A 24,802-nucleotide genomic window follows, 5' to 3' on the forward strand; every position below is an offset into this window, starting at 1 on the left:
CGCACCTGACGACCACCCTCGGGAGGACGCCGACATGAAGGCACACGACGGCATGTACATCGACGGAGCCTGGCGGGACGCGGCGGGAGGCGACACCATCGAGGTGCGCAACCCGGCCGACGAGCAGGTGATCGCCACCGTTCCGGCCGGTACCGCCGCGGACGTCGACGCCGCCGTACGTGCCGCCCGCGCCGCACTGCCCGGCTGGCGCGCCACCGCGCCCACCGAGCGCGCGGCCAAGCTCACCGCGCTGGTCGAGCAGCTCAAGGCACACGCCGACGAGATCGCCGAGACCATTACCGCCGAGCTGGGCTCGCCGAAGTCCTTCGCGGCGAACGTGCAGACCGGCATGCCGATCGCGGTCACCGCCTCGTACGCCCAGCTCGCCGCCGAGTACTCCTTCGAGGAGCAGATCGGCACCTCCACCGTGCTGCACGAGCCGGTCGGCGTCGTCGGCGCGATCACCCCGTGGAACTACCCGCTGCACCAGATCACCAACAAGGTCGCCCCGGCGCTCGCCGCCGGCTGCACCGTCGTTCTCAAGCCCGCCGAGGACACCCCGCTCACCGCCCAGCTCTTCGCCGAGTGCGTGGACGCGGCGGGCATCCCGGCGGGCGTCTTCAACCTCGTCACCGGCCTCGGCACGGTCGCGGGCCAGGCGCTCGCCGAGCACGAGGGCGTGGACCTGGTCTCCTTCACCGGCTCCACCGCGGTCGGCAAGAAGATCGGCGCCATCGCCGGCGGCGCCGTGAAGCGGGTGGCCCTGGAGCTGGGCGGCAAGTCCGCCAACGTCATCCTGCCCGGCGCCGACCTCGCCAAGGCCGTGAAGGTCAACGTCGCCGACGTCATCCGCAACTCCGGCCAGTCCTGCAACGCGCTGACCCGCATGCTCGTCCACGAGGACCAGTACGAGGAGGCGGTACGGCTCGCCGCCGACATCGTCGCCAAGTACCTGCCCGGTGACCCGAACGACGAGGCCAGCCGGCTCGGCCCGGTCGTCAACGCCAAGCAGCGCGACCGGGTCCGCGGCTTCATCACCAAGGGCCAGGAGGAGGGCGCCCGCCTGGTCACCGGCGGCGCCGAGGCCCCCGAGGGCCTGGAGACCGGCTACTACGTCCGGCCCACCGTCTTCGCCGACGTCACCCCGGACATGACCATCGCACAGGAGGAGATCTTCGGCCCGGTCATCTCGATCATGAAGTACCGGGACGAGGACGAGGCCGTGCAGATCGCCAACGGCACGGTCTACGGCCTCGCCGGTGCCGTCTGGGCGAAGGACCAGGAGACCGCGGTGGCCTTCGCGCGGAAGCTGGACACCGGCCAGGTCGACATCAACGGCGGCCGCTTCAACCTGCTCGCGCCCTTCGGCGGCTACAAGCAGTCCGGCGTCGGCCGCGAGCTGGGCCCGCACGGCCTGACCGAGTACCTCCAGACCAAGTCGCTCCAGCTCTGAGCGGCCCGGGCGCCGGTCACCGACCGGCGCCCGCCCCTTCCCCGCGGGCCCTGCCCGCACGTACCGTCCCGCAGTTCCCGCCCGTACTCCGCCCTCCCCACCGAGGAGACCGCACCGTGGTCCGCGCTGCCGTACTGCCCGCCGTCAACGCCCCGCTGGAGATCGCCGAGATCCAGCTGCCGGAGCCCGGACCCGGCCAGGTCCGGGTCAGGCTCGCCGCCGCCGGGGTCTGCCACTCCGACCTGTCGCTGTCCAACGGCACCCTCAAGCAGCCCGTGCCCGCGGTCCTCGGCCACGAGGGCGCCGGCACCGTCACCGCCGTCGGCGACGGGGTCACCGGCCTCGCGCCCGGCGACCCCGTCGTCCTCAACTGGGCCCCGTCCTGCGGCGACTGCCACTTCTGCGGCCTGGGCGAGGTGTGGCTCTGTGCCAACTCGGCCGCGGCAGCGGCGAAGCCGTACGCCACCCGGGCGGACGGCAGCGAGCTGTACCCGGGCCTGGGCACCGCCGTCTTCGCCGAGGAGACCGTGGTCGCGGCCAACGCCGCGCTGCCGCTGCCCAAGGGCGTACCGCTCACCGAGGCGGCGCTCCTCGGCTGCGCGGTCCTCACGGGCTGGGGCGCGGTGCACCACTCCGCGCAGGTCCGCGCGGGGGAGTCGGTCGTCGTCTTCGGCGTCGGCGGCGTCGGCCTCGCCACGCTCCAGGCCGCGCGGATCGCGGGCGCCGGCCCGATCATCGCCGTCGACGTCTCCCCGGCGAAGGAGGAGCTGGCACGCGCGGCCGGCGCCACCGACTTCCTGGTGGCGGCCGATGACACGGCGAAGGCCATCCGCAAGCTCACCGGCGGGATCGGCGCCGACGTGGCCCTGGAATGCGTGGGCCGCGCCGACACGATCCGCACCGCCTGGTCCTCGACCCGCCGCGGCGGCCGGACGACGGTCGTCGGCGTCGGGGGCCAGGACCAGCAGGTGACCTTCTCCGCGCTGGAGCTGTTCTACTTCGGCCGCACCCTCTCCGGCTGCGTCTACGGCAACAGCGACCCGGCCAAGGACCTGCCGGTCATCGCCGAGCACGTGCGCGGCGGCGCGCTGGACCTCTCCGGACTGGTCACCGAGCGGATCGGCCTGGAGGGCATCCCGGCCGCCTTCGACGCCATGCTCGCGGGCAAGGGAGGCCGCGCCCTGATCGTCTTCTGACGCCGGGCCCCTCCGAGCCGTCTTCTCGCACCGGCCCCCTTCCGGGCCGCCTTCTGACGCCGGCCCCCTTCCGAACCGTCTTCTCCCGCGGCCCCTTCCGAACCGTCTTCTCTCGCCGGCCCCCCTTTCGAGCGAACCTCCCCCTCCCGGGGCACTCAGCCCCCACCCCATCCGTCGGACGGGGTGGGGGCCACCCGCGCTGCACCTCTATGCGCGCCATCCGGAACCCCACGCTCCGCTGGGCAAAGCGCCGCCCAACCCGCCGTAAAAATCCCTGCTGCGCAGTCCGTTGACGCCGTACCAGCCGGTCGGTACGGTCACCCGACATCACGGCGCCGCCCCCCGTTCCCCGCACCCTTCGGAGCGTGCACGCATGGACACGGCCCCCTCCGCGACACCTCGCGGCACCACCGCGGGCACCCCCGCCCGGCACCGCCGGAAGGTGGCCACGGCGGCCGCCCTGGCCTCCGCCGTCGAGTGGTACGACTACTTCGTCTTCGGCATCGCAGCGGCCCTCGTACTGGGCCACGCCTTCTTCCCCTCCGGCAGTCAGGTCGCCGGCGTGCTCGCCGCGTTCGCGACCTTCGCCGTCGGCTTCCTCGCCAGACCCATCGGCGGCGTGATCGCCGGCCAGCTCGGCGACAAGCGCGGCCGCAAGCCGATGCTCGTCCTCGCGCTGACCCTGATGGGCCTGTCCACCACCGGCATCGGCCTGCTCCCCACGTACGAAACGATCGGCATCGCCGCACCGATCCTCCTGGTGACGCTGCGCATCGTGCAGGGCATCGCGGTCGGCGCCCAGTGGGGCGGCGCGATGCTGATGGCCACCGAGTACGCGCCCGAGGGCAAGCGCGGGCTGTACGGCTCGCTGGTCCAGCTCGGCGTGCCGATCGGCGTGGTGACCGCCAACACCGTCTTCCTGGTGGCCGGCGCGGCCGTCGGGGACGGCGCTTTCGCCTCCTGGGGCTGGCGGCTGCCCTTCTTCGTCGGCATCCTCGTGCTGGTCCTCGCCTGGTACATCCACACCCGCGTCGAGGAGACGCCCGAGTTCCGGGACGCCGAGCGCCGGCTCGCCGCCGCCGAGAAGCAGGCCGGCAGCGCCCGCTCGCCGCTGCGCGCGATCCTCCGCCACCACCTCGGCACGGTCCTGCTGGCCGGCGGCTCCTTCGCGGTGAACACCGCGACGTTCTACATCCTGATCACCGGCGTACTGGACTACGCGACCCGTGAACTGGCCATGCAGCGCACGTCCGTGCTGATGGTCTCGCTGCTGGTCAGCCTCACCCAGCTCGCCCTGATCCCGGCCGCGGCCGCGCTCTCGGACCGGGTCGGCCGGCTGCGGATCTACACGCTCGGCGCGGCCGGGCTGCTGGTCTGGGCGGTGCCGATGTTCCTGCTGATCGACACGGCGTCGCTGTGGTGGCTGGCCGTCGGCACGTTCGTCACCAGCTGCTTCCTGAGCATCATGTACGGGCCGCAGGCCGCCCTGTTCGCCGAGCTGTTCTCGGCGGAGATGCGCTACACCGGGGCCTCGCTGGGCTACCAGATCAGCGCCGTGCTGGGCGGCGGCCTCGCGCCGTTCCTCATGGTCCTGCTGCTGGAGGTGAGCGGCACCTCGCTGGCGGTCTCCGGCTACATCATGCTGCTCTCGGTGGTCGCCCTGGGCTCCATCGCGGTCCTGGCCAAGCGGGCCCGCCGGGCGGCCGCCGGTACGGCGGAGGCCGGGGTACCGGCCCCCGCTACGCGGCCGCGGCCGGCGGAGTAGCGCTCCCCGCCGCGACGGGTTCCGGCGCGCCGGCCTTCCGCAGCCTGGGGAAGGCCGGCACCGCCACCAGGAACGCCAGCGTGGTGAGCACGAACGGCCAGGTGAAGGTGTGGCCGCCGGACGGCGCGAAGAGCGCGGCGGCCGCCGAGGTCAGGATGGTCGCGGCGACCGCGCCGGTCACCGCGTACGCCAGCGACCAGCCGTCGGCGGCCAGGAAGACGCCGCCCAGCGCCATCGTCACCAGCACCGCGTTGTAGCCCATCCCGCCGTCGGCGATCTGCTGCGCGGGGGCGCCCAGCAGCCAGCTCGCCGCGATGCCGGCCGCGCTGCCCAGGCAGGCCAGCGCGCCCAGCCGGCGGTCGGCGACGAAGATGCCGAGCAGGAACAGCGCGCCCACGTACCACTGCGGCATGAAGAAGATCTGGGCGACGCTCGCGAAGAAGGCGTGCCAGAGGTCGGTCCAGGTGAGCGCGGTCGGGCCGGTGGCCGGCCGGGCCAGCGCCGCCAGCCCGCCGTCGTGGTGCCAGGCGCGGGTGAAGCCGGGCGCTGCGATGGTCATGGCGCTGGCCGTGAGGCAGTACGGCAGGGTCAGCGTCGGCAGGTTCCACGGGCGCAGCAGCGTGCCGACGGCGCCGGTGAGCACGGTGACGACCACGCAGCCGCCCGCCGCCAGCAGCACGGTCGAGAGGTGGCCGGCGCCCAGGAACGCCGCGAAGCCCACCGCCACCAGGCAGGAGTTGAAGCCCTCCAGGCCCGCGGTGATCCGGTCGCGGGCGACGCCGAGCAGCTGTGCGGTGGCGGTGCCCAGCGCGGTGCCGCACAGCCCGTAGACGCCGTACTCCCAGCCGGCGGCGCAGAGCGCGATGGTGAAGACGAGGCCGGCGAGCGCGCTGGGCAGGAAGTCCACCTGGGCCTGGCCGCGCAGCACGCGCAGTGCGAAGGCGAGGGCCGGCCGGTCCGGTATCGGCTGCTGCACGTGGGTTCTCCTGTCGCGCGTGCTACGTCACGGGCGCTCCGGATATTACATGCGTGTTACACGTAGGTAACAGGGGAGGGTCGCCCGCAGTGCGGCGCGTGCGGTCAGGAGGCCGGCTGGAACTGCAGCGCGAGCCCGTCGACCAGGGCCTGCAGCCCCGACTCGAACGCGCCCTCGTCCACCTGCTGCTGGTGCTCGGCGAGCAGGTGGGCCTGGCCGAGGTGGGGGTAGTCGGCCGGGTCGTAGGCGGCAGCGTCGTCGACGAAGCCGCGCGCGAAGGAGCCCAGCGCCGAGCCCGCGACGAAGTACCGCACCATCGCGCAGACCTTGGTGGCCTGCGCGGGCGGCCAGCCGGCCTCGACCATGCCGCCGAACGCCGCGTCGGCCATCTTCAGTCCCGCCGGGCGGCGTCCCGGCCCCTGTGCGAGGAACGGCACGAAGTTCGGGTGCGCGGCGAGCGCCGCGCGGTAGGACCGGGCCCACTCCAGCAGCCCGCGCCGCCAGTCCCGCTCGGGTCCGAAGCCCGAGACGTCGACCTTGGCGATCACCATGTCCGCCGCGGCGTCCAGGATCTCGTCCTTGGTCGTGAAGTGGTTGTACAGGGAGGGGCCGCTCACGCCCAGCTCGGCGGCGAGCCGCCGGGTGGACAGCGCCTGCAGCCCCTCCTCGTCGATGAGCGCGAGGGCCGCCGTGACGATGCGCTCACGGTTCAGCAGGGGCTTGCGGGGTCGGGCCATGACGCACATAGTAGAGGCTGCCGCCGAAAAACTAGCAGTGATAATTAAGGCTGCGGCGCCCCGCGGCTGCCGCCTGCCTTGCGCCACTGCCCCCGCAGAGGAAGACGCATCATGGACCTCGAACTCACCGAGGAGCAGGCCGCCGTCCGGCAGCTCGCCAAGGACTTCGTCGACCGCGAGGTCGCCCCGCACGCGACGGAGTGGGACCGCGCCGAACAGGTCGACCGCGCCATCGTGAAGACCATGGGCGACCTGGGCTTCCTGGGTCTGACCATCCCCGAGGAGTACGGCGGTTCCGGCGGTGACCACTTCGCGTACGCCCTGGTCACCGAGGAGCTGGGGCGCGGCGACTCCTCCGTGCGCGGCATCGTCTCCGTCTCGCTCGGCCTGGTGGCGAAGTCCATCGCCGCCTGGGGGAACGAGGACCAGAAGCGGGAGTGGCTGCCCCGGCTCACCTCCGGCGAGGCGATCGGCTGCTTCGGCCTCACCGAGCCCGGCACCGGCTCCGACGCGGGCAACCTCACCACGCGTGCCGTGCGCGACGGCGGGGACTGGGTGATCAACGGCTCGAAGATGTTCATCACCAACGGCACCTGGGCCGACGTGGTGCTGCTCTTCGCGCGTACCGGCCCCGAGCCCGGCCACAAGGGCGTGAGCGCCTTCCTCGTCCCCACCGGCACCCCCGGCCTGTCCCGCCGGGAGATCCACGGCAAGCTCGGCCTGCGCGGCCAGGCCACCGCCGAGCTGGCCCTGGAGGACGTGCGGGTGCCCGCCTCCGCGATGATCGCGCCCGAGGGCAAGGGCTTCTCGGTGGCGATGTCCGCGCTGGCCAAGGGCCGGATGTCGGTCGCGGCCGGCTGCGTGGGCATCGCGCAGGCGGCGCTGGACGCGGCGGTGGGGTACGCCACCGAGCGCGACCAGTTCGGCAAGACCATCGCCCACCACCAGCTCGTCCAGGAACTGCTCAGCGACATCTCGCTGGACGTGGACGCGGCCCGGCTGCTGACCTGGCGGGTCGCCGACCTGATCGACCGCGGCAAGCCGTTCGTCACCGAGGCGTCCAAGGCCAAGCTGTTCGCCTCCGAGGCCGCGGTACGCTGCGCCAACAACGCCCTCCAGGTCTTCGGCGGGTACGGCTACATCGACGAGTACCCGGTCGGCAAGCTGCTCCGCGACGCCCGCGTGATGACGCTGTACGAGGGCACCAGCCAGATCCAGAAGCTGCTGATCGGGCGCGCGCTGACGGGCGTCTCCGCGTTCTGAAGCGGCGTACGGTGGCCGTCCGCGCGCCGCGGACCCGGCCGGTTCCCCGTGACCCGGCCGGGCCCGCGGCGCGCTAAGCGCTTGCTCAGTCGCAGCGGTATGGTGTTCGATCTGATGGCCCGCCGCGGACGGACCGTGGCGGACCGCGGGATCGGAGTGCGCGATGGGTGCGGAGGCGGAGCGGGCCGGCGAGGCCGCCGAGGAGTGGTCAGGAGTGGCTCCGGACGCGGCCCAGCGGCTGGTCGGGGCCGCCGTCGAGGCGTTCGCCGAGCGCGGCTACCACGCCACGACCACCCGTGACATCGCCGGGCGGGCCGGCATGAGCCCGGCCGCGCTCTACATCCACTACAAGACCAAGGAAGAGCTGCTCTACCGCATCAGCGTCACCGGGCACGAACGCGCGCTGAAGATCATGTCGGCCGCCGCCGGCGCCGAGGGCACGGCCGCGGACCGGCTCTGCCACGCGGTACGCGCCTTCGCCAGCTGGCACGCCGAGCGGCACACCACGGCCCGCATCATCCAGTACGAGCTCAAGGCGCTCAGCGAGGAGCACTACGCCGAGATCGCGGGGCTGCGGCGGCAGACCGACCGGCTGCTGCGCGAGATCATCCAGGACGGCACGGACGCCGGGGAGTTCTCGGTGCGGGACGTGCCGGGCACGACGCTGGCCGTGCTCTCGCTCTGCGTGGACGTGGCCCGCTGGTTCACCGCGGACGGCAAGCGCACGCCCGACCAGGTCGGCGAGCTCTACGCCGACCTGGTCCTGGGCATGGTGGGCGCGCGCCGCCCGTAAGGAAGGCCCTACAGGTAGAAGCGGCTGACCGACTCCGCGACGCAGACCGGCTTGTCGCCGCCCTCGCGCTCCACGGTCACCACCGTGGTGAGCTGCACCCCGCCCGCCACCTCGGTCACCTCGGCGATCTTCGCGGTGGCGCGCACCCGCGAGCCGACCGGCACGGGGGAGGGGAAGCGCACCTTGTTGGTGCCGTAGTTGATGCCCATCTTCACGTTGTCGACACGCATCAGCTGCGGTACCAGCGCGGGCAGCAGCGACAGCGTCAGGTAGCCGTGCGCGATGGTGGTGCCGAACGGGCCGGCCTTGGCCTTCTCCTGGTCCACGTGGATCCACTGGTGGTCGCCGGTCGCGTCGGCGAACAGGTCGATCCGCTTCTGGTCGACCTCCAGCCAGTCGCTCGGGCCGAGTTCCTCGCCGACCGCACCACGCAGCTCGTCCAGCGAACCGAACACTCGGGGGTCTGCCATGTTCCTGTGCCTCCTCATCGACTAAGCGCTTGCTCAGCTTGCTGTGCGGAACCGCCGCTGTCAACGGACCGTCCGGTTAGGCTGGCGGCGTGCCCCAGCTACCGCGCAAAGTCCATGAACTCACCGTCGGCCAGCTCGCCGCGCGCAGCGGCGCGGCCGTCTCGGCGCTGCACTTCTACGAGTCCAAGGGCCTGATCAGCAGCACCCGGACGGCCGGCAACCAGCGCCGGTTCACCCGCGACACCCTGCGCCGCGTGGCGTTCGTCCGCGCGGCGCAGCGCGTCGGCATCCCGCTCGCCGTGATCCGGGACGCGCTCGCCGAGCTGCCGGAGGAGCGCACGCCCAACCGCGAGGACTGGGCCCGGCTCTCCGAAGCCTGGCGCGCCGAGCTGGACGAGCGGATCGGCCAGCTCCTGGAGCTGCGCGACAAGCTGACCGACTGCATCGGCTGCGGCTGTCTGTCGCTGGAGAAGTGCGCGCTGTCGAACCCGTACGACGAGCTGGGTGAGCAGGGCCCCGGCGCGCGCCGGCTGCGCGTGGACCGGGCGGCCCCGGAGAAGGACGGGGCCGGCGCGTGCGCACGCGCCGGCCGCTGAAGCGTTCCGTCAGCCGGTGAACAGCTGCTTCATCTTGAGCGCCAGCTCGTACAGACCGTAGGCGAAGGGCAGTCCGACCCACAGCCAGACGAAGGCGAGCAGGGCGCGGCGGCGGGCGGTCACAGGGCGGCTCCTTCTTCCCGGTCCTCCTGGCGGCGCGGCTCGGCCGGCTCGTGGTGGCGCGGATGCACCGGCCGGATCAGCTCGTTGGCGACGAACCCGATCACGAGCAGGCCGATCATGATGAAGAACGACGTGCTGTACAGGTCGGGCCCGCTGCGCCCGGCGGCGTGCTGGGCGTCGGCGATGGCGTTGACGATCAGCGGGCCGAGGACGCCGGCGGTGGACCAGGCGGTCAGCAGCCGGCCGTGGATGGCGCCGACCTGGTACGTGCCGAAGAGGTCCTTCAGGTACGCCGGGGCCGTGGCGAAGCCGCCGCCGTAGAAGGACAGGATGACCACGGCGCAGGCCACGAAGAGCGGCTTGGACGCGTCGCCGGTCAGCGCCAGGACGAGGTACAGCAGCGCGCCCACGCCGAGGTAGAGGCGGTAGATGTTCTTCCGGCCCGCCAGGTCGGAGAGGGTGGACCAGGCGAACCGGCCGAGCATGTTGGCGAGCGAGAGCATGCCGACGAAGCCGGCCGCCGCCGCCGCGCTCACGGGCGTCGAGGTGTCAGCGAAGAAGTCCGCGATCATCGGCGCGGCCTTCTCCAGGATGCCGATGCCGGCCGTGACGTTCATGCAGAGCACGACCCACAGGCACCAGAACTGCGGGGTGCGCAGCGCGCTGCGGGCGGAGACCTGCGCGGTGGTGACCAGCGCGCCGGCCGCGGTCCCGGCGGGCGTGGCACCCGGCGGCCGCCAGTCGTCGGCGGGCACCCGGACCAGCAGCACGCCCAGCGACATGAAGACGGCGTACGCCAGGCCCATCACGAGGAAGGTCCGCGCGATGCCGGCGGCGTCGGTGCCCAGTGCGTCCAGCAGCCCGCTGGACCAGGGGGAGGCGATCAGCGCGCCGCCGCCGAAGCCCATGATGGCGATGCCGGTGGCCATGCCGGGGCGGTCGGGGAACCACTTGATCAGGGTGGAGACGGGGGAGATGTAGCCGATGCCCAGGCCGATCCCGCCGATGAAGCCGTAGCCGAGCACGACCAGCCAGTACTGACGGGTGGCGGCGCCGAGCGCGGCGATCAGGAAGCCGGAGCAGAAGCAGAGGGTGGAGACGAGCATGGCCCAGCGGGGGCCGCGCCGTTCGACGAGGGTGCCGCCGAAGGCGGCCGAGAGGCCGAGCATCACGATGGCGAGCTGGAAGGGGAGCGCGGAGGCGGTGCCGGAGAGCCCGAGGGAGGATTCCAGGGGCGGTTTGAACACACTCCAGGCGTAGGCCTGTCCGATGGCGAGGTGGATGGCGAGCGCGGCCGGCGGCACGAGCCAGCGGCTCCAGCCCGGCGGGGCGACGGTGGCGGATCGGGCGAGCGCGAGCATGCCGTGAACGTAGTGCCGTGGGGTGAGTCAGGGGAAGATCTTCGTCAAGGACTCAACCAGTTCCGGCGCGATCCGCCCAACTGCCGCGCGCCGCGGCGGAGCGGGTCACCTGCGGGTCCCCCGTTCCCGGTGCGGCCGTGCCGCAGCGGCCCTTCGGGTCCCCCGTCCCGAGAGCAGGCCTCCGGTGTGTCCCGCGTGGTGGTGCCGGTGGTCGCCGGCCCCGTCGTGGAGCTGCCGCGTGGTGCTCAGGCCGCGGCGAAGGCGCGTTCGGCCCGCGCCCGGCGGGCCGCGGAGAGCGTGGCCGCGGTGAGGACCGCCGCCGGAGTGACCACGCCGCACTCCTGGCAGACCGGCCCCGCCATCGGACGCTCGGCGTCGGTGAGCCAGACGAAGCGGTGACCGCCGCAGACCGGGCAGTCCTCGCGCGGCCGGCCCGACTCCATGGCCGCGATCACCCGGCGCAGCACCTCGGCCAGGCGCGCCGTGGGGTGCCGGTCGGGCGACTCGCACGGCACGATGTCGCACCCTCCCCAGGTGCGCAGGTGCCATTCGTGCAGGGCGCCCGGCTGCCGGATGCCGTCGTGCTTCTCACGCCGCCTGCGGGCGGCGAAGTCGGCTTCGTAAGCGAGCCAGAGGTTGCGTGCTTCCTCCAGTTCCGCCAGGGCGGCCATGAGCCGGCCCGGGTCGGGGTTGCGGTCCTGCGTCCCGATGCCTGCGCGGGTGCACAGGTGGTGCCAGGTCGCCCGGTGCCCGTAGGGGGCGAACCGTTCGAGGCACTTGCGCAGCGCCGTCCGTCGCTGGGTGGCGACGAGACGCGGGTTACGGACCTGTTCGGCGAGAGCTCTGAAACCGGCCAATTCATCCCACCTCCGTGGGGAGGACCCGACTGGACATGGAATGGACGTAGCGGACCGCGATCCGGATCCATCGAACTGATGTGTGCATCTGGGCTGTTGGCCATGTGGCGTACGGGACAGGCGGGTTGAAAAAAGTTGACTGTTGTTCATCTTCCGCCGCGGTTTTACCGCCGGTAACCTCCTGCGCACCCGTCTCCCGAGGAGCAGGAATGCGACGACGTACCGGACGGCGCACCGCTGTCACCCTGGCAGCCGTGTTCGCCCTGGGGGCCAGCGCCCTGGCGCCCCTCCCCGCGGCGGCGGCCGCCGCGGACACCGACCCCGCCGACCACTGCCAGGGCCAGTGCGCCGACATCCTGCCGCCCGGCGAGAACGGCAACGCCACCCTCGCCGAGATCCTCGGCAACAAGGTCTTCGGCACCCGTCCCGCGCACGCCTCCGACCAGCTCGGCCCCTACGACGCGCTGAACGGCGGCTACCGGTCGCTCACCGACGACACCCTGAAGGACTTCTTCAACGACGCCTCCTTCGGCGTCCCCGAGGACCAGGTCGGCTCGGTGACCCGGCCGCGCGACGACGTGACGATCACCCGCGACAAGAAGACCGGCGTGCCGCACATCAAGGGCACCACCCGCTACGGCACCGAGTACGGCGCGGGCTACGCCGCGGGCCAGGACCGGCTCTGGCTGATGGACCTCTTCCGGCACATCGGCCGCGGCGAACTGACCTCCTTCGCCGGCGGAGCGCTCGCCAACCAGGGCCTGGAGCAGGAGTTCTGGCCCAAGGCCCCGTACACCGAGCAGGACCTCCAGGACCAGGTCGACGCGATCCGCAAGAACAACGGGGCACGCGGCGAGCAGGCCATGGCCGACGCGCAGGCGTACGTCGACGGCATCAACGCCTACCGCGAGCAGGCCAAGAAGGGCCGCTACTTCCCCGGCGAGTACGTCCTCACCGGGCACGTCGACGCCATCACCAACAAGGGCGAGATCGCCCCCTTCAAGCTCACCGACCTCATCGCCCTCGCCTCCGTCGTCGGCGGGCTCTTCGGCAACGGGGGCGGCGGCGAGGTCCCGCAGGCCCTCGCGCTGCTCTCGGCCCAGCAGAAGTACGGCGTCGAGAAGGGCACGCAGGTCTGGGAGTCCTTCCGGGAGCGCAACGACCCCGAGGCCGCGATGACGCTCCACGACGGCCAGTCCTTCCCGTACGCGGAGAAGCCGAAGAACGCCGAGGGCACGGCGCTGCCCGACCGCGGCTCGGTCACCCCCGAACAGCTGGTGTACGACCGGAAGGGCGCGGCCACCGCGAAGAGCGACCCACCGCAGGCCGACGTGCAGGCCCCGAAGAAGCTCGAGCCCCTCAAGGGCGTCTTCCAGGACGGCGTGCTGCCCAGGGGCAGCTTCGACACCACCCAGCACCGCGGCATGTCCAACGCGCTGCTGGTCTCCGGCAAGCACACCGCATCCGGCCACCCGGTCGCCGTCTTCGGACCGCAGACCGGCTACTTCGCCCCGCAGCTGCTGATGCTCCAGGAGATCCAGGGCCCCGGCATCAGCGCCCGCGGCGCCTCGTTCGCCGGCGTCGGCATGTACGTCCAGCTCGGCCGCGGCCAGGACTACGCCTGGAGCGCCACCTCGGCGAGCCAGGACATCACCGACACCTACGCCGTCGACCTGTGCAACGCCGACGGCTCGGCACCCACCAAGGACTCCACGGGGTACCGCAAGGACGGCCGCTGCGTCCCCATGGAGAAGCTGGAGCGCACCAACTCCTGGCAGCCGACCGTCGCCGACCCCACCGCAGCGGGCTCGTACCGGATGCAGGTCTACCGCACCGACTACGGCGTCGTGACGCACCGCGCGACCGTCAAGGGCAAGCCCGTCGCCTACACCGCGCAGCGCTCCACCTACCGCCACGAGGCCGACTCCATCATCGGCTTCCAGATGTTCAACGACCCGTCCTACGTCAAGGACGCGAAGTCCTTCCAGCAGGCGGCGCAGCACATCGGCTACGCCTTCAACTGGTTCTACGCCGACTCCAGGGACATCGCGTACTACAACAGCGGCCTGAACCCCGTACGCAACCCGAAGGTCGACCCGTCCCTCCCGGTCCGGGCCGAGAAGGCGTACGAGTGGCGGGACTGGGACCCGAAGGCCAACACCTCCGCCTACACCCCGGCGGACCAGCACCCCCAGTCGGTCGGCCAGGACTACTACATCTCCTGGAACAACAAGCAGGCCAGGGACTATGACTCGGCCGGCTTCGGCAACGGCTCCGTGCACCGCGGCAACCTGCTCGACGACCGGGTCAGGGCCCTGGTGAAGGACGGCGGCGTCACCCGCGCCTCGCTCACCCGCGCCATGAGCGAGGCCGCCGTCACCGACCTGCGCGGCGAGGACGTCCTGCCGGAGCTGCTGAAGGTGCTGCGCTCGGCGCCGGTCGACGACCCGGCGGTGAAGACGGCCGTGCAGCAGCTGGACGCCTGGCGCAAGGACGGCGCGCAGCGCCGCGAGACCGGCCCCGGCGCGAAGAAGTACGCCCACTCCGACGCCGTACGCATCATGGACGCCTGGTGGCCGCTCATGATCGAGAAGGTGTTCAGGCCGGGCCTGGGCGACGGCCTCTACGACGCGCTGAAGGCCAACATCGCCGTCGACGAGTCGCCTTCGGCCGGCCACGGCCCGACCGGCAGCCACGCCGGCTCGGCCTTCCAGTACGGCTGGTGGTCCTACGCCGACAAGGACCTGCGCGCCGTGCTCGGCGAGAAGGTGCGCGGCGGCCTGGCCGAGCGGTACTGCGGCGAGGGCGACCTGCACGCCTGCCACGACACCCTCGTCAGCACCCTGCGCGAGGCGGCCGCCAAGACCGCCGAGCAGGTCTACCCGGGCGACGACTCCTGCAAGGCCGGCGACCAGTGGTGCTCCGACGCGATCATCCAGCGCGCGGTCGGCGGCATCACGCACGACCCGATCAGCTGGCAGAACCGGCCGACTTACCAGCAGGTGGTGGAGTTCCCGAGCCACCGCTAGCCGGCTCGTGAACGGCGCGGTGCGCGGAGCCGTGGGGGGCTCCGCGCACCGCGCGCGCATGCGGGCCGGTCAGCCGCGGCCGATCCGGCCCGCCTCCGTGATCACCCGGGCCAGCTCCGGGTGGCAGATGTCGCTGTGCGCACCGGCCGGCGGCGCGCCCCGCCGCACCACGGCCGAGGCGTCCACGCTCACGCAGCCCGTCGTCGGCACCGCCTCGCCCAGCCGGATCCGCCGCGCCCCGTCGACGGCCTGGATGCCGTCGAACCCGATCGCGCCCCAGCGGTCGAACAGCCCCAGGAAGCTCGCCGAGTCCCCGGCCAGCTTCGACGCCAGCGGATAGAACGTGCCGAGCGCCTCGTCGTGCACCGAGTGGCAGGCCACCAGCGGGCCGTCGATCCGCTGCTGCATGCCGTTCAGCGCGCCGGAGCGCGCCTCGTCGTACGGCAGCCGGGCGGTGAACGCGTAGTGCGAGAAGGCCCCTTGCAGCAGCGTCACCGACTTCACACTGCGGTTGTCCCGCGGCATGCCGCGCAGCGCGTACGAGACCAGCCGGCCGCCGAAGGAGTGGCCCGCCAGGTGCACCCGCAGCGCGGGCGCCGCGTCCGCCAGCCCGCCGAGCACCGGGCCCAGCCCCAGCTGGCCCACCGTGCCGGCACGCCGCTTCATGGCGTAGTAGCCGCCCTGCCGCAGCAGTTCGTGCGCGCCGTTCCACAGCCGGGTCAGCCCGCCGCCGAAGAGCGGCATCCGCTCGGCGTCCACCGCCTCGCCCGGCCACACCCCGGCGCCCGCCGACCGCAGCGCGGCCGTGAACACCTCGCAGACCTCCAGCGCGTCGTCGGTCAGCATGCCCGGCGTCCCGTCCCCGCTGTCCGTCGCGAACCGCAGGTCGGGACTGTCCTCCGGTACCGAGATCAGCTCCCGCACCAGCCGCGCGAACTCGTCGAACGCCGAGCGCGCGTCGGGCCGCTCCGCCAGCAGCTGCGTGATCCGCTGCAGCACCAGCTCCCGGCCCGGGAAGACCGCCGCCAGCTGCTGCCGCATCGGGGCCCGCAGCGCCGGCCCCGCCGCGGCCTCCGAGAGCGCGGCGGACCGGGCCTGCGGCGAGGGATCGAAGTCGGGGATCGGCTCGTCGGTGAAGCGCAGCGCCGGCCAGAGCACGCCCACGTACCCCAGCCGGGCCCGCCCGTCCACCAGCAGCTCGGGGAAGGGCTCGAAGACCCTGCTGTACAGCCGGGTGGCCATCGACCGGTCGTTGTTCCACCCGTGCGAGAAGACCACCACATCGGTCAGCCGTTCCCGCACCACGCCCGACAGCAGCGCGTCCCGCTGCCGCGGATTCACGTCCCCGTCGGCGTCAAACGTCAGTTCCCAGTACGGCCGCACCCCGACACCCGCCATGACGACCCCCTTCGCTGCCTCTCGTGCAGCGATCGTCCTGCGCCCCGGCCGTCACCGCCATACGCAGGACGACGTACGCAGGACGACGGAGGCGGGAGCCGTACCGCGGGCCCGGTGGCGGCGCGCACCCGGCGCGCCGCCCGGCCGCGGGTCAGGCCAGCTCGCGCTCCCGGGTCTCCGGCAGCACCAGCACGCACAGCAGCGAGACCACGGCCATCGCGGAGACGTACCAGCCGACGGAGGACGAGCCGAAGGCGGCCTGCAGCCGGGTCGCGATCAGCGGCGAGACCGCACCGCCGAGCACCCCGCCGAGGTTGTAGGCGAGTGAGGCGCCGGAGTAGCGGACCTTGGTGGCGAACAGCTCGGGCAGGTACGCGCCCATCGGCCCGTAGACCACGCCCATGCAGAACAGCGCGCCGCCGAGGGCGAGCGCCACCAGGACCGGCGACTCGGTGTCCAGCAGCGGGAAGAGGACCAGCCCCCAGACCACCGCGAGGCCGGAGCCGGCCAGGATCAGCTTGCGGCGGCCCGCGCCGTCGGAACGGGTGGCGGCGAGCCAGGTGCCGGCCGCGAGGAAGAGGCAGGCCACCAGGGAGAGGCCCAGCATGGTGTTGCGGGAGATGCCGAGCGTGCCGGTCGCGTAGGACAGGCAGTACGTGGTGGCCGTGTAGAACAGCCCGTACGCGATGATCATGCCGCCCGCGCCGAGCAGCAGCTCGCGCCAGCCGCCGCGGAGGACGTCCAGCGTCGGGACCCTGCTGGCCTCCTGCGCCTCCATCACCTTCGCGAAGACCGGCGTCTCACTGATCTTCAGCCGTACGAAGAGACCCACCGCGACCAGCAGGAACGACAGCAGGAAGGGAATCCGCCAGCCCCACGACCGGAACGCGTCGTCCGCCAGCGACGCCGACAGCAGCCAGAAGACCCCGGTCGCGGCGAAGAACCCGACGGACGGGCCCAGTTGCGGGAAGGCGGCGTACAGGCCGCGGCGCTTCTTCGGCGCGTGCTCGACCGCGAGCAGCGCCGCGCCGCCCCACTCGCCGCCCAGCCCGATGCCCTGCAGGAAGCGCAGCAGGATCAGCAGCAGCGGCGCCCAGATGCCCAGCGTCGCGTAGCCGGGCAGCAGCCCGACGAACGCCGTGGACAGGCCCATCAGCAGCAGCGAGACGACCAGTACGGACTTGCGGCCCACCCGGTCGCCGAAGTGCCCGAAGACGATCGAGCCGAGCGGCCGGGCCGCGAACGCCACGGCGTACGTCGAGAACGAGGCCAGGGTGGCGTTGACCGGGTCCAGGGTCGGGAAGAACGCCTGGTTCAGTACGAGCGCGGCCGCCGTCCCGTAGATGTAGAAGTCGTAGAACTCGATGGCCGTGCCGATGAACGAGGCCACGGCCACCCGCCGCAGGCTCTCCGGGCTGCCGTCCTGTCCGGCGGAGCCGGCCGTGGTCTCTTCTGCTGTCGCTTCGCTCTGCACGAGCCGCATGCTCACGGTCGTTGGAGTGGGCAGTCAATAGGTGGGACGTGTGGTCTCGGCCTCTGAGACGGAGGCGCGCCGGTCAGCGGTAGCGCAGGTAATCCGCCCGCAGCGCGCGGAACTTGGCCAGGTCCGCCTGCCAGGCGCCCACCACCTCGGCCGTGCCGGCGCCCGCGTCGATCATCGTGCGGACCTTGTCGGACCCGGCGAGCCGGTCGATGCCGTTGTCCGCGCGCCACGTGAAGTCCCGCCACACCTTCTTCGCCGTCACCAGCAGCGCGATGCCCGTCCGCACCGGATCGAACGCCGCCCGGTCCTGCACGTGCAGCTGCACCCCGCCGATCGTCTTCCCCTGGAACTTGGAGAACGTCGGCGCGAAGTACGCCTCGCGGAAGCGGACGCCCGGCAGCCGCTCAGCGTTGGCCGCCGCCGCCCACCTCCGGTCGATGCCCTCGGCACCGAGCAGCTCGAAGGGGCGGGTCGTACCGCGGCCCTCGGAGAGGTTGGTGCCCTCGAACAGGCAGGTACCGGAGTAGACCAGCGCGGTGTCCGGGGTGGGCATGTTCGGGCTGGGCGGCACCCACGGCAGCCCGGTCGCGTCGAAGAAGTCCGCGCGCCGCCAGCCCTTCATCAGCACGGTGTCCAGCCGGACCGCCTTGCCCGCCGCCGCGGGCACGAACCGGTCGTTGAACAGCAGCGCCAGCTCCGCCACCGTCATCCCGTGCGCCTGCGCGATCGGCTCCCGGCCGACGAACGAGGCGTATTTCTTGTCCAGTACCGGACCGCTCGCCGACCGGCCGGTCACCGGGTTCGGCCGGTCCAGCACCACGAAGCGCTTGCCCGCCGTCGCCGCCGCCACCATGCAGTCGTACAGCGTCCAGATGTACGTGTAGAAGCGCGCCCCCACGTCCTGGATGTCGAAGACCACCGTGTCGACCCCGGACTCGGTGAAGATGTCCGCCAGCGCCTTCCCGCTCTTCTGGTACGTGTCGTACACCGGCAGCCCGGTCGCCGGATCGTCGTGCTTGCCCTCCGAACCGCCCGCCTGCGCCGTGCCGCGGAAGCCGTGCTCGGGCCCGAAGACGGCGGTCAGCTTCACCCGCTCGTCCGCGTGCATGACGTCCACGATGTGCTCGACGTCCGGGGTGACACCGGTCGGGTTGGTCACCATGCCGACCTTCTGCCCCGAGAGCAGCGCGTACCCGTCGGCCGCGAGCAGGTCGAAGCCGGTCCGTACGCGGCGGCCGCGGCCGGGCGGCGCCGCCGCGGGGGAGAGGGCGGCGGCCGGTCCGGTGCTCGCCGCCGAGGCGGCCCCCACCGCGCCGGTGACGGCCAGCAGGCTTCTTCTGGACAGGGACATGCGCACACCTCCGGAATCGGAACTCGTGTGCACCGCACGCTAATGCGCCGGACGGCCCGCCGCCGGGGCATTGCCCCGGACGGCTGCCTCCGGGGGCTTCCGCAGTCACATACCGACTGGTTAGTCTGCCTGCTGACCGTGGTGCCGGGCGAGGCGAGGGAGACGCAAGTGGAAGCCGTGCGGGACAAGGCCGTGGTGGTGACCGGAGCGGGCGGCGGCATCGGCGCCGCGCTCGCGGCCCGCTTCATCGCCGGGGGAGCCCGGGTCGTCATCAACGACCTCGACAAGGAGAAGGCCGAGCGCACCGCCGCCGAACTGGGCGCCATCGCCGTGCCCGGCGACGCCTCCGCCGTCGTCCCGGCCGCCCGCGAGGCCCTCGGCGGCCGCATCGACGTCTTCTGCGCCAACGCGGGCGTCGGCACCGGCGGCGGCCCCGAGGCCCCCGACGAGGACTGGCAGCTGGCCTGGGACGTCAACGTCATGGCCCACGTACGCGCTGCCCGCGCGCTGATACCCGAGTGGCTGGAGCGCGGCAGCGGCCGGTTCGTCGCCACCGTCTCGGCGGCCGGCCTGCTCACCATGATCGGCTCCGCGCCGTACAGCGTGTCCAAGCACGCCGCGTACGCCTTCGCCGAATGGCTCTCGCTCACCTACAAGCACCGCGGCATCGACGTGCACGCCATCTGCCCCCAGGGCGTCCGCACCGACATGCTCGCCGGCACCGGCTCCGCCGGCGACCTCGTCCTCACCCCCGGCGCCATCGAGCCCGCCGCCGTCGCCGACGCCCTCTTCGACGCCATCGCCGAGAACCGCTTCCTGGTCCTGCCGCACCCCGAGGTCGCCGGCTACTACGCGACCCGCGCCGCCGACCCCGCCCGCTGGCTGGGCGGCATGAACCACCTCCAGCGCAAGCTCGAAGCCGCCGAGGACGCCGGCGCCTGACCGGAGCGGCACCACCACGGGACCTCCGCACCACCACCGGGACGAGACGAGAGAAAGGGCCGGACGCCGATGACGTCGTACCAGGACATGCCGTGGCTGTCGCAGCTGAACGAGGCCCAGCGCGCCCCCGTGCACCCGCACCCCTCCACGCTGCACGCCTTCCGCGCCGCGGTCCGCCGGGTGCCCGACCGCACCGCACTGGCCTACTTCGACGGCCGGCTGTCCTACGCCGAGACCGACGCGCTCTCCGACGGCATCGCGGCCCACCTCGGCGACCGGGGCTTCCGGCCCGGCGACCGCGCCGCCGTCATGCTGCAGAACACCCCGCACTTCGTGCTCGCCGTACTCGGCGTCTGGAAGGCCGGCGGCGTCGTCGTCCCCGTGAACCCCATGTACAAGTCCGGCGAGATGACGCACGTCCTCACCGACGCCGAGGTCACCGCCGTCCTCTGCGCCGACCACACCTGGGACGCCTTCCTCCGCGACACCGCCGCGGCCGTCCCCTCCGTGACCATCGCCCTGACCGCCTGCGAAAGAGACCTGCAGACCCGGGACGACGCCCGCGTGCTGCGCGGCGAACGGCTCGGCCCGCGCGAAGGCGCCGACGACCTGCTGGCCGCCGCCCGCGCACACGCGGGGCGCGGCCCCGCCGCCGGCGTGCCCGAGCTCACCGCCGACGACATCGCCCTGATCAGCTACACCTCCGGCACCAGCGGCACGCCCAAGGGCGCCACCAACACCCACGGCAACATCTCCTACAACGCCGAACGCCAGCGCACCGGCCTCGGACTCCCCGACGGCGCCACCTACTTCGCGCTCGCGCCCCTCTTCCACATCACCGGCATGGTCTGCGAACTGGCCTCCTGCATCACCGGCGGCGGCACCCTCGCGCTGGCCTACCGCTTCGAGGCCGGCGTCGTCCTGGACGCCTTCCTGGAACACCGCCCGGCCTTCACCGTCGGCCCCTCCACCGCCTTCATGGCCCTGATGGCGCACCCCGACGCCTCCCGCGACCACTTCTCCTCCTTCGCCACCCTCGCCTCCGGCGGCGCGCCGCTGCCGCCCGCGCTGGTCGAGAAGTTCCGCGCCGCGTTCGGCCCGTACATCCGCAACGGCTACGGCCTCACCGAGTGCACCGCGCCCTGCGCGAGCGTGCCGCCGCACCTGGAGGCCCCGGTCGACAAGGTCTCCGGCACCCTCGCCGTCGGCGTACCGGGGCCCGACACGATCGTCCGGATCATCGACGACCAGGGCCGGGACGTGCCCTTCGGCGAACAGGGCGAGATAGCCGTACGCGGCCCCCAGGTCGTCCCCGGCTACTGGCGCCGCCCCGACGCCACCGCCGAGGCGATCCCCGGCGGCGAGCTGCGCACCGGCGACATCGGCTTCATGGACGCCGACGGCTGGCTGTACGTCGTGGACCGCAAGAAGGACATGATCAACGCGTCCGGCTTCAAGGTCTGGCCGCGCGAGGTCGAGGACGTGCTGTACAGCCACCCGGCCGTCCGCGAAGCAGCCGTCGTCGGCATCCCGGACGCCTACCGCGGGGAATCGGTCAAGGCGTACGTCAGCCTGCGCCCCGGCCAGTCCCCCGACCCGGCCGAGCTGGCCGCCTACTGCAAGGAACGGCTGGCCGCGTACAAATATCCCCGGGAGGTCGAGGTCCTGCCGGAGCTGCCGAAGACCACGAGTGGCAAGATCCTCCGACGGGAGCTGCGGGACCGCGGCTAGCCTCCACAGCACGCGAACAGCACGGAGAAGGACAGGTGAGGGCGATGGCCGGCACGACGGACGGGAGCACGAAGCCCGTGGCACAGCGGCTGCTGGCCACCGCCACCCGGCTCTTCGCCGAGCAGGGGTACGACCGGACCTCGGTCCAGGAGATCGTCGAGGCGGCGGGCGTCACCAAGGGCGCGCTGTACCACTACTTCGGCTCCAAGGACGACCTGCTGCACGAGGTCTACGGGCGGGTGCTCCGGCTCCAGCAGGAGCGCCTGGACCACTTCGCGAACGCCGACGCGCCGGTGGAGCAGCGGCTCCGGGAGGCCGCAGCGGACGTCGTCGTCACCACCATCGAGAACCTCGACGACACGAAGATCTTCTTCCGCTCCATGCACCAGCTCTCCCCGGAGAAGGACAAGCAGGTGCGCGCCGAGCGGCGCCGCTACCACGAGCGTTTCCGCGCGCTGATCGAAGAGGGCCAGCAGGCCGGCGTCTTCACCGCCGACGTCCCCGCCGACCTGGTCGTGGACTACCACTTCGGCTCGGTCCACCACCTCGGCACCTGGTACCGCGAGGGCGGCCCCCTCACCCCCCAGCAGGTCGCCGACCACCTGGCGGACCTCCTGCTGCGGGCGTTGCGGCCGTAGCGGCCTCTGTGCTGCGGCGCCGCGCCCGTAGGGGGCGGTGTACGGCGGCGCCTGAGGGGGAGCGCGGCCGCGGTGCCTGAGGGCGGACGTGGGCGCGGGGCTTGCAGGGGGTGCGGCCGCGCGTCGTTCCTGTAGGCGCGGCGCATTCGTATGACTGCGGCGCCGGCCCCGATTGCGCAGACCCACAGACCCCCACCAGGGGGTTACCCAGGTGGGGGTCCGCGCACGCGTGGGGCCGGGATGAAACCGGCCGGGCCTGGGCGAGGCCGGCCGGGGGCCCCGGCGAGGCCGGCCGGGCCCGGCGGGGCTGCGTCCGCCGGGCCCGGGGCGCCTACAGGTACTTCTTGATCTCGCGGCGGGCGAGGGAACGCTGGTGAACCTCGTCCGGACCGTCGGCCAGCCGGAGGGTGCGGGCGCCGGCCCACAGTTCGGCGAGCGGGAAGTCCTGGCTGACGCCGCCCGCGCCGTGCAGCTGCACCGCCTGGTCGATGATGTCCACGACCGTGCGCGGCGTGGCGATCTTGATGGACTGGATCTCCGTGTGCGCGCCCTTGTTGCCGACCGTGTCCATCAGCCAGGCCGTCTTCAGGACCAGCAGCCGCAGCTGCTCGACGGCGACCCGCGCGTCCGCGATCCACTCCTGGACCACGCCCTGCTGCGCGAGCGGCTTGCCGAAGGCCGTACGGGCCACCGCGCGCTTGCACATCAGCTCGATCGCCCGCTCCGCCATGCCGATCAGCCGCATGCAGTGGTGGATGCGGCCCGGACCGAGGCGCGCCTGCGCGATGCCGAAGCCGCCGCCCTCCTCACCGATCAGATTCGACACCGGCACGCGCACGTTCTCGAAGAGCACCTCGGCGTGCCCGCCGTGGTAGTGGTCCTCGTACCCGTACACCTGCATGGCCCGCTTGACCGTCAGGCCCGGCGTGTCGCGCGGCACCAGCACCATCGACTGCTGGCGGCGGATGTCCTCGCCGTCCGGGTCGGTCTTGCCCATCACGATGAAGATCTGGCACAGCGGGTTCATCGCGCCGGAGATGTACCACTTGCGGCCGTTGATGACGTACTCGTCGCCGTCCCGCTCGATGTGCGTGGTGATGTTCGTGGCGTCCGACGAGGCCACCTCGGGCTCGGTCATCGCGAACGCGGACCGGATCTCGCCCGCCAGCAGCGGCTCCAGCCACTGCTTCCGCTGCGCCTCATTGCCGAACTGCGCGAGCACCTCCATGTTCCCGGTGTCCGGCGCCGCGCAGTTCAGCGCCGTCGGCGCGAGCTGCGGGCTGCGCCCGGTGATCTCGGCGAGCGGCGCGTACTGGAGGTTGGTGAGCCCGGCACCGTACTCGGCGTCGGGCAGGAAGAGGTTCCACAGGCCCTGCTTGCGGGCCTCCGCCTTCAGCTCCTCGACGATCGCCGGGGTGTCCCAGGGCGAGGCCAGCGCGGCCCGCTGCTCGTGCGCGACCTGCTCGGCCGGGTACACGTGCTCGTCCATGAACGCGAGCAGCTTCTCGCGCAGTTCCTCGGTGCGGGCGTCGAATGCGAAGTCCATGAGCGGCCTCAGCCTTCCTTCAGGCGGACAGGGTGGACAGGGTGCGGTGGCCGTTGTCGATGAAGCGCGGCACGACCTCGCCGATCCGGTCGAAGCCCGCACCGACGGTCTGGCCGAGCGTGTACCGGTAGTGGATGCCCTCGAGGATCACCGCGAGCTTGAAGTACGCGAACGCGGTGTACCAGGCGACCTGTGAGACGTCGCGCCCGGAGCCGGCCGCGTACCGCTCGATCAGCTCGCCCGGCTCGGGGTGCCCGGGGGCGCTGCGGGTGGTGGTCACGGGCGAGTCGGGGGACTCCTCCTGCTCGCTGTACATGGCCAGCAGGCCGAGGTCGGTGAGCGGGTCGCCGAGCGTGGACATCTCCCAGTCCAGTACGGCGGCGATCCGGTCGTCCGCGCCGACCAGCACGTTGTCCAGCCGGTAGTCCCCGTGCACGACCGCGGGCGCGGGGGAGTCGGGGAGCTTCTTGCCCAGCGCCTCGTGGAGTTCGTCGATGCCGGCCAGTTCGCGGTTCTTCGAGGCGGCGAGCTGCTTGCCCCAACGGCGCAGCTGCCGCTCCAGGAAGCCCTCGGGCCGCCCGAAGTCGCCCAGGCCCACCGACTCCGGGTCCACGGCGTGCAGGTCGACGAGGGTGTCGACGAGGCGCAGCACGATGTCGCGGGTGCGCTCGGGGCCGAGCGGCCGCAGCTGCTCCGCCGTGCGGTACGGCGTGCCGTCGACCAGCTCCATCACGTAGAACGGCGCCCCGATGACCTCCTCGTCCTGGCAGAGGAGCAGCGTCTCGGGCACCGGAACACGGGTATCGTGCAGCGCGCTGATGACACGGTGCTCGCGGGCCATGTCGTGCGCGGTGGCGAGGACATGACCGAGCGGCGGGCGGCGGACGACCCAGCGGCCGGTGCCGTCGGTGACGCGGTACGTGAGGTTGGACCGGCCGCCCTGGACCAGCTCGGCGCTCAGCGGGCCCGCGACCAGGCCGGGGTGCTCCCGGTCCAGGTGGGCGCGGAGCCGCTCCAGGTCGAGGCCGGGCGGATTGTCCTTGCTCATCGTGCGCCTCCGTGTGCTGGGCGGTGGAGTATGACCGTCCACGATC

20 protein-coding genes are annotated in these 24,802 nt (G+C 72.5%); 10 read left to right on the plus strand and 10 right to left on the minus strand.

All coding sequences use genetic code 11. The annotated features are described in order from the left end of the window. Positions 1-34 precede the first annotated feature (34 nt). The 3 genes from C3486_RS20215 to C3486_RS20225 all read left to right on the plus strand — a co-directional run bounded on the left by C3486_RS20215 (position 35) and on the right by C3486_RS20225 (position 4,414). Positions 35-1,453, plus strand: a complete 1,419-nt coding sequence (locus C3486_RS20215; protein ID WP_103834143.1) for an aldehyde dehydrogenase family protein — start codon at positions 35-37, stop codon at positions 1,451-1,453. Between the two features lie 116 nt (positions 1,454-1,569). Continuing rightward, the gene (locus C3486_RS20220; protein ID WP_103834144.1) at positions 1,570-2,649 is read left to right on the plus strand and encodes a Zn-dependent alcohol dehydrogenase; all 1,080 of its coding nucleotides are present in this window, start codon (positions 1,570-1,572) and stop codon (positions 2,647-2,649) included. A gap of 373 nt (positions 2,650-3,022) precedes the next feature. Further along, complete coding sequence (locus C3486_RS20225; RefSeq protein WP_103834145.1) at positions 3,023-4,414, plus strand: MFS transporter; 1,392 nt, start codon at positions 3,023-3,025, stop codon at positions 4,412-4,414. On the opposite strand, the gene C3486_RS20230 is transcribed toward C3486_RS20225, so the two are convergent. Continuing rightward, positions 4,389-5,390: an urea transporter gene (locus C3486_RS20230; RefSeq protein ID WP_258052887.1), complete on the minus strand. Its 1,002-nt coding sequence runs from the start codon at positions 5,388-5,390 to the stop codon at positions 4,389-4,391. The two genes, C3486_RS20225 and C3486_RS20230, sit on opposite strands and share 26 nt — an antisense overlap. Before the next feature lie 104 nt (positions 5,391-5,494). Further along, positions 5,495-6,127 carry a TetR/AcrR family transcriptional regulator gene (locus C3486_RS20235; protein ID WP_103834146.1) on the minus strand — a complete coding sequence of 211 codons (633 nt, stop codon included), beginning with the start codon at positions 6,125-6,127 and terminating at the stop codon, positions 5,495-5,497. Between the two features lie 111 nt (positions 6,128-6,238). Here C3486_RS20235 and C3486_RS20240 point away from each other — a divergent pair, with 111 nt between their 5' ends. Both C3486_RS20240 and C3486_RS20245 read left to right on the plus strand, forming a co-directional pair. After that, positions 6,239-7,390 (plus strand): acyl-CoA dehydrogenase family protein, encoded by a 1,152-nt coding sequence (locus C3486_RS20240; protein WP_103834147.1) that lies wholly within the window; start codon positions 6,239-6,241, stop codon positions 7,388-7,390. A 163-nt stretch (positions 7,391-7,553) separates the two neighbouring features. Next, positions 7,554-8,183: a TetR/AcrR family transcriptional regulator gene (locus C3486_RS20245; RefSeq protein WP_103834148.1), complete on the plus strand. Its 630-nt coding sequence runs from the start codon at positions 7,554-7,556 to the stop codon at positions 8,181-8,183. Between the two features lie 8 nt (positions 8,184-8,191). Here the strand turns inward: C3486_RS20245 and C3486_RS20250 are convergent, their stop codons facing one another. Next, complete coding sequence (locus C3486_RS20250) at positions 8,192-8,653, minus strand: MaoC family dehydratase (RefSeq protein ID WP_103834149.1); 462 nt, start codon at positions 8,651-8,653, stop codon at positions 8,192-8,194. A gap of 89 nt (positions 8,654-8,742) precedes the next feature. Here C3486_RS20250 and soxR point away from each other — a divergent pair, with 89 nt between their 5' ends. Beyond that, positions 8,743-9,249: a redox-sensitive transcriptional activator SoxR gene (soxR, locus tag C3486_RS20255; RefSeq protein WP_103834150.1), complete on the plus strand. Its 507-nt coding sequence runs from the start codon at positions 8,743-8,745 to the stop codon at positions 9,247-9,249. A 119-nt stretch (positions 9,250-9,368) separates the two neighbouring features. Here the strand turns inward: soxR and C3486_RS20260 are convergent, their stop codons facing one another. Both C3486_RS20260 and C3486_RS20265 read right to left on the minus strand, forming a co-directional pair. Further along, a complete protein-coding gene (locus C3486_RS20260) occupies positions 9,369-10,733 on the minus strand; it encodes an OFA family MFS transporter (RefSeq protein ID WP_103834151.1) in 1,365 nt (454 codons plus the stop codon). Positions 10,734-10,978: 245 nt separating this feature from the next. Further along, on the minus strand, positions 10,979-11,590 hold the full coding sequence (locus C3486_RS20265) for a hypothetical protein (RefSeq protein WP_103834152.1): 612 nt from the start codon (positions 11,588-11,590) through the stop codon (positions 10,979-10,981). A 209-nt stretch (positions 11,591-11,799) separates the two neighbouring features. Here C3486_RS20265 and C3486_RS20270 point away from each other — a divergent pair, with 209 nt between their 5' ends. Then, positions 11,800-14,619: a penicillin acylase family protein gene (locus C3486_RS20270; RefSeq protein WP_103834153.1), complete on the plus strand. Its 2,820-nt coding sequence runs from the start codon at positions 11,800-11,802 to the stop codon at positions 14,617-14,619. A gap of 69 nt (positions 14,620-14,688) precedes the next feature. Here C3486_RS20270 and C3486_RS20275 read toward each other — a convergent pair whose 3' ends face one another. From C3486_RS20275 to C3486_RS20285, 3 genes are all read right to left on the minus strand, one after another. Next, positions 14,689-16,017 carry a serine-threonine protein kinase gene (locus C3486_RS20275; RefSeq protein ID WP_103834154.1) on the minus strand — a complete coding sequence of 443 codons (1,329 nt, stop codon included), beginning with the start codon at positions 16,015-16,017 and terminating at the stop codon, positions 14,689-14,691. 151 nt (positions 16,018-16,168) lie between these two features. Further along, the gene (locus tag C3486_RS20280) at positions 16,169-17,500 is read right to left on the minus strand and encodes an MFS transporter (RefSeq protein ID WP_374936900.1); all 1,332 of its coding nucleotides are present in this window, start codon (positions 17,498-17,500) and stop codon (positions 16,169-16,171) included. 73 nt (positions 17,501-17,573) lie between these two features. After that, positions 17,574-18,851: an exo-beta-N-acetylmuramidase NamZ domain-containing protein gene (locus C3486_RS20285; protein ID WP_103834155.1), complete on the minus strand. Its 1,278-nt coding sequence runs from the start codon at positions 18,849-18,851 to the stop codon at positions 17,574-17,576. 168 nt (positions 18,852-19,019) lie between these two features. On the opposite strand from C3486_RS20285, the gene C3486_RS20290 reads away from it, so the two are divergent. From C3486_RS20290 to C3486_RS20300, 3 genes are all read left to right on the plus strand, one after another. Continuing rightward, positions 19,020-19,793: an SDR family oxidoreductase gene (locus C3486_RS20290; RefSeq protein ID WP_181138618.1), complete on the plus strand. Its 774-nt coding sequence runs from the start codon at positions 19,020-19,022 to the stop codon at positions 19,791-19,793. Positions 19,794-19,862: 69 nt separating this feature from the next. Continuing rightward, positions 19,863-21,524, plus strand: coding sequence for a class I adenylate-forming enzyme family protein (locus tag C3486_RS20295; RefSeq protein ID WP_103834157.1), 1,662 nt, complete (start codon positions 19,863-19,865; stop codon positions 21,522-21,524). A 44-nt stretch (positions 21,525-21,568) separates the two neighbouring features. Then, the gene (locus C3486_RS20300) at positions 21,569-22,162 is read left to right on the plus strand and encodes a TetR/AcrR family transcriptional regulator (RefSeq protein ID WP_103834158.1); all 594 of its coding nucleotides are present in this window, start codon (positions 21,569-21,571) and stop codon (positions 22,160-22,162) included. 331 nt (positions 22,163-22,493) lie between these two features. On the opposite strand, the gene C3486_RS20305 is transcribed toward C3486_RS20300, so the two are convergent. Both C3486_RS20305 and C3486_RS20310 read right to left on the minus strand, forming a co-directional pair. After that, positions 22,494-23,708, minus strand: coding sequence for an acyl-CoA dehydrogenase family protein (locus C3486_RS20305; protein WP_103834159.1), 1,215 nt, complete (start codon positions 23,706-23,708; stop codon positions 22,494-22,496). A 19-nt stretch (positions 23,709-23,727) separates the two neighbouring features. Next, complete coding sequence (locus tag C3486_RS20310) at positions 23,728-24,756, minus strand: phosphotransferase family protein (RefSeq protein ID WP_103834160.1); 1,029 nt, start codon at positions 24,754-24,756, stop codon at positions 23,728-23,730. Between the last annotated feature and the right edge of the window lie 46 nt (positions 24,757-24,802).

Source organism: Streptomyces sp. Ru73 (assembly GCF_002920575.1).
Classification (GTDB): Bacteria; Actinomycetota; Actinomycetes; order Streptomycetales; family Streptomycetaceae; genus Streptomyces.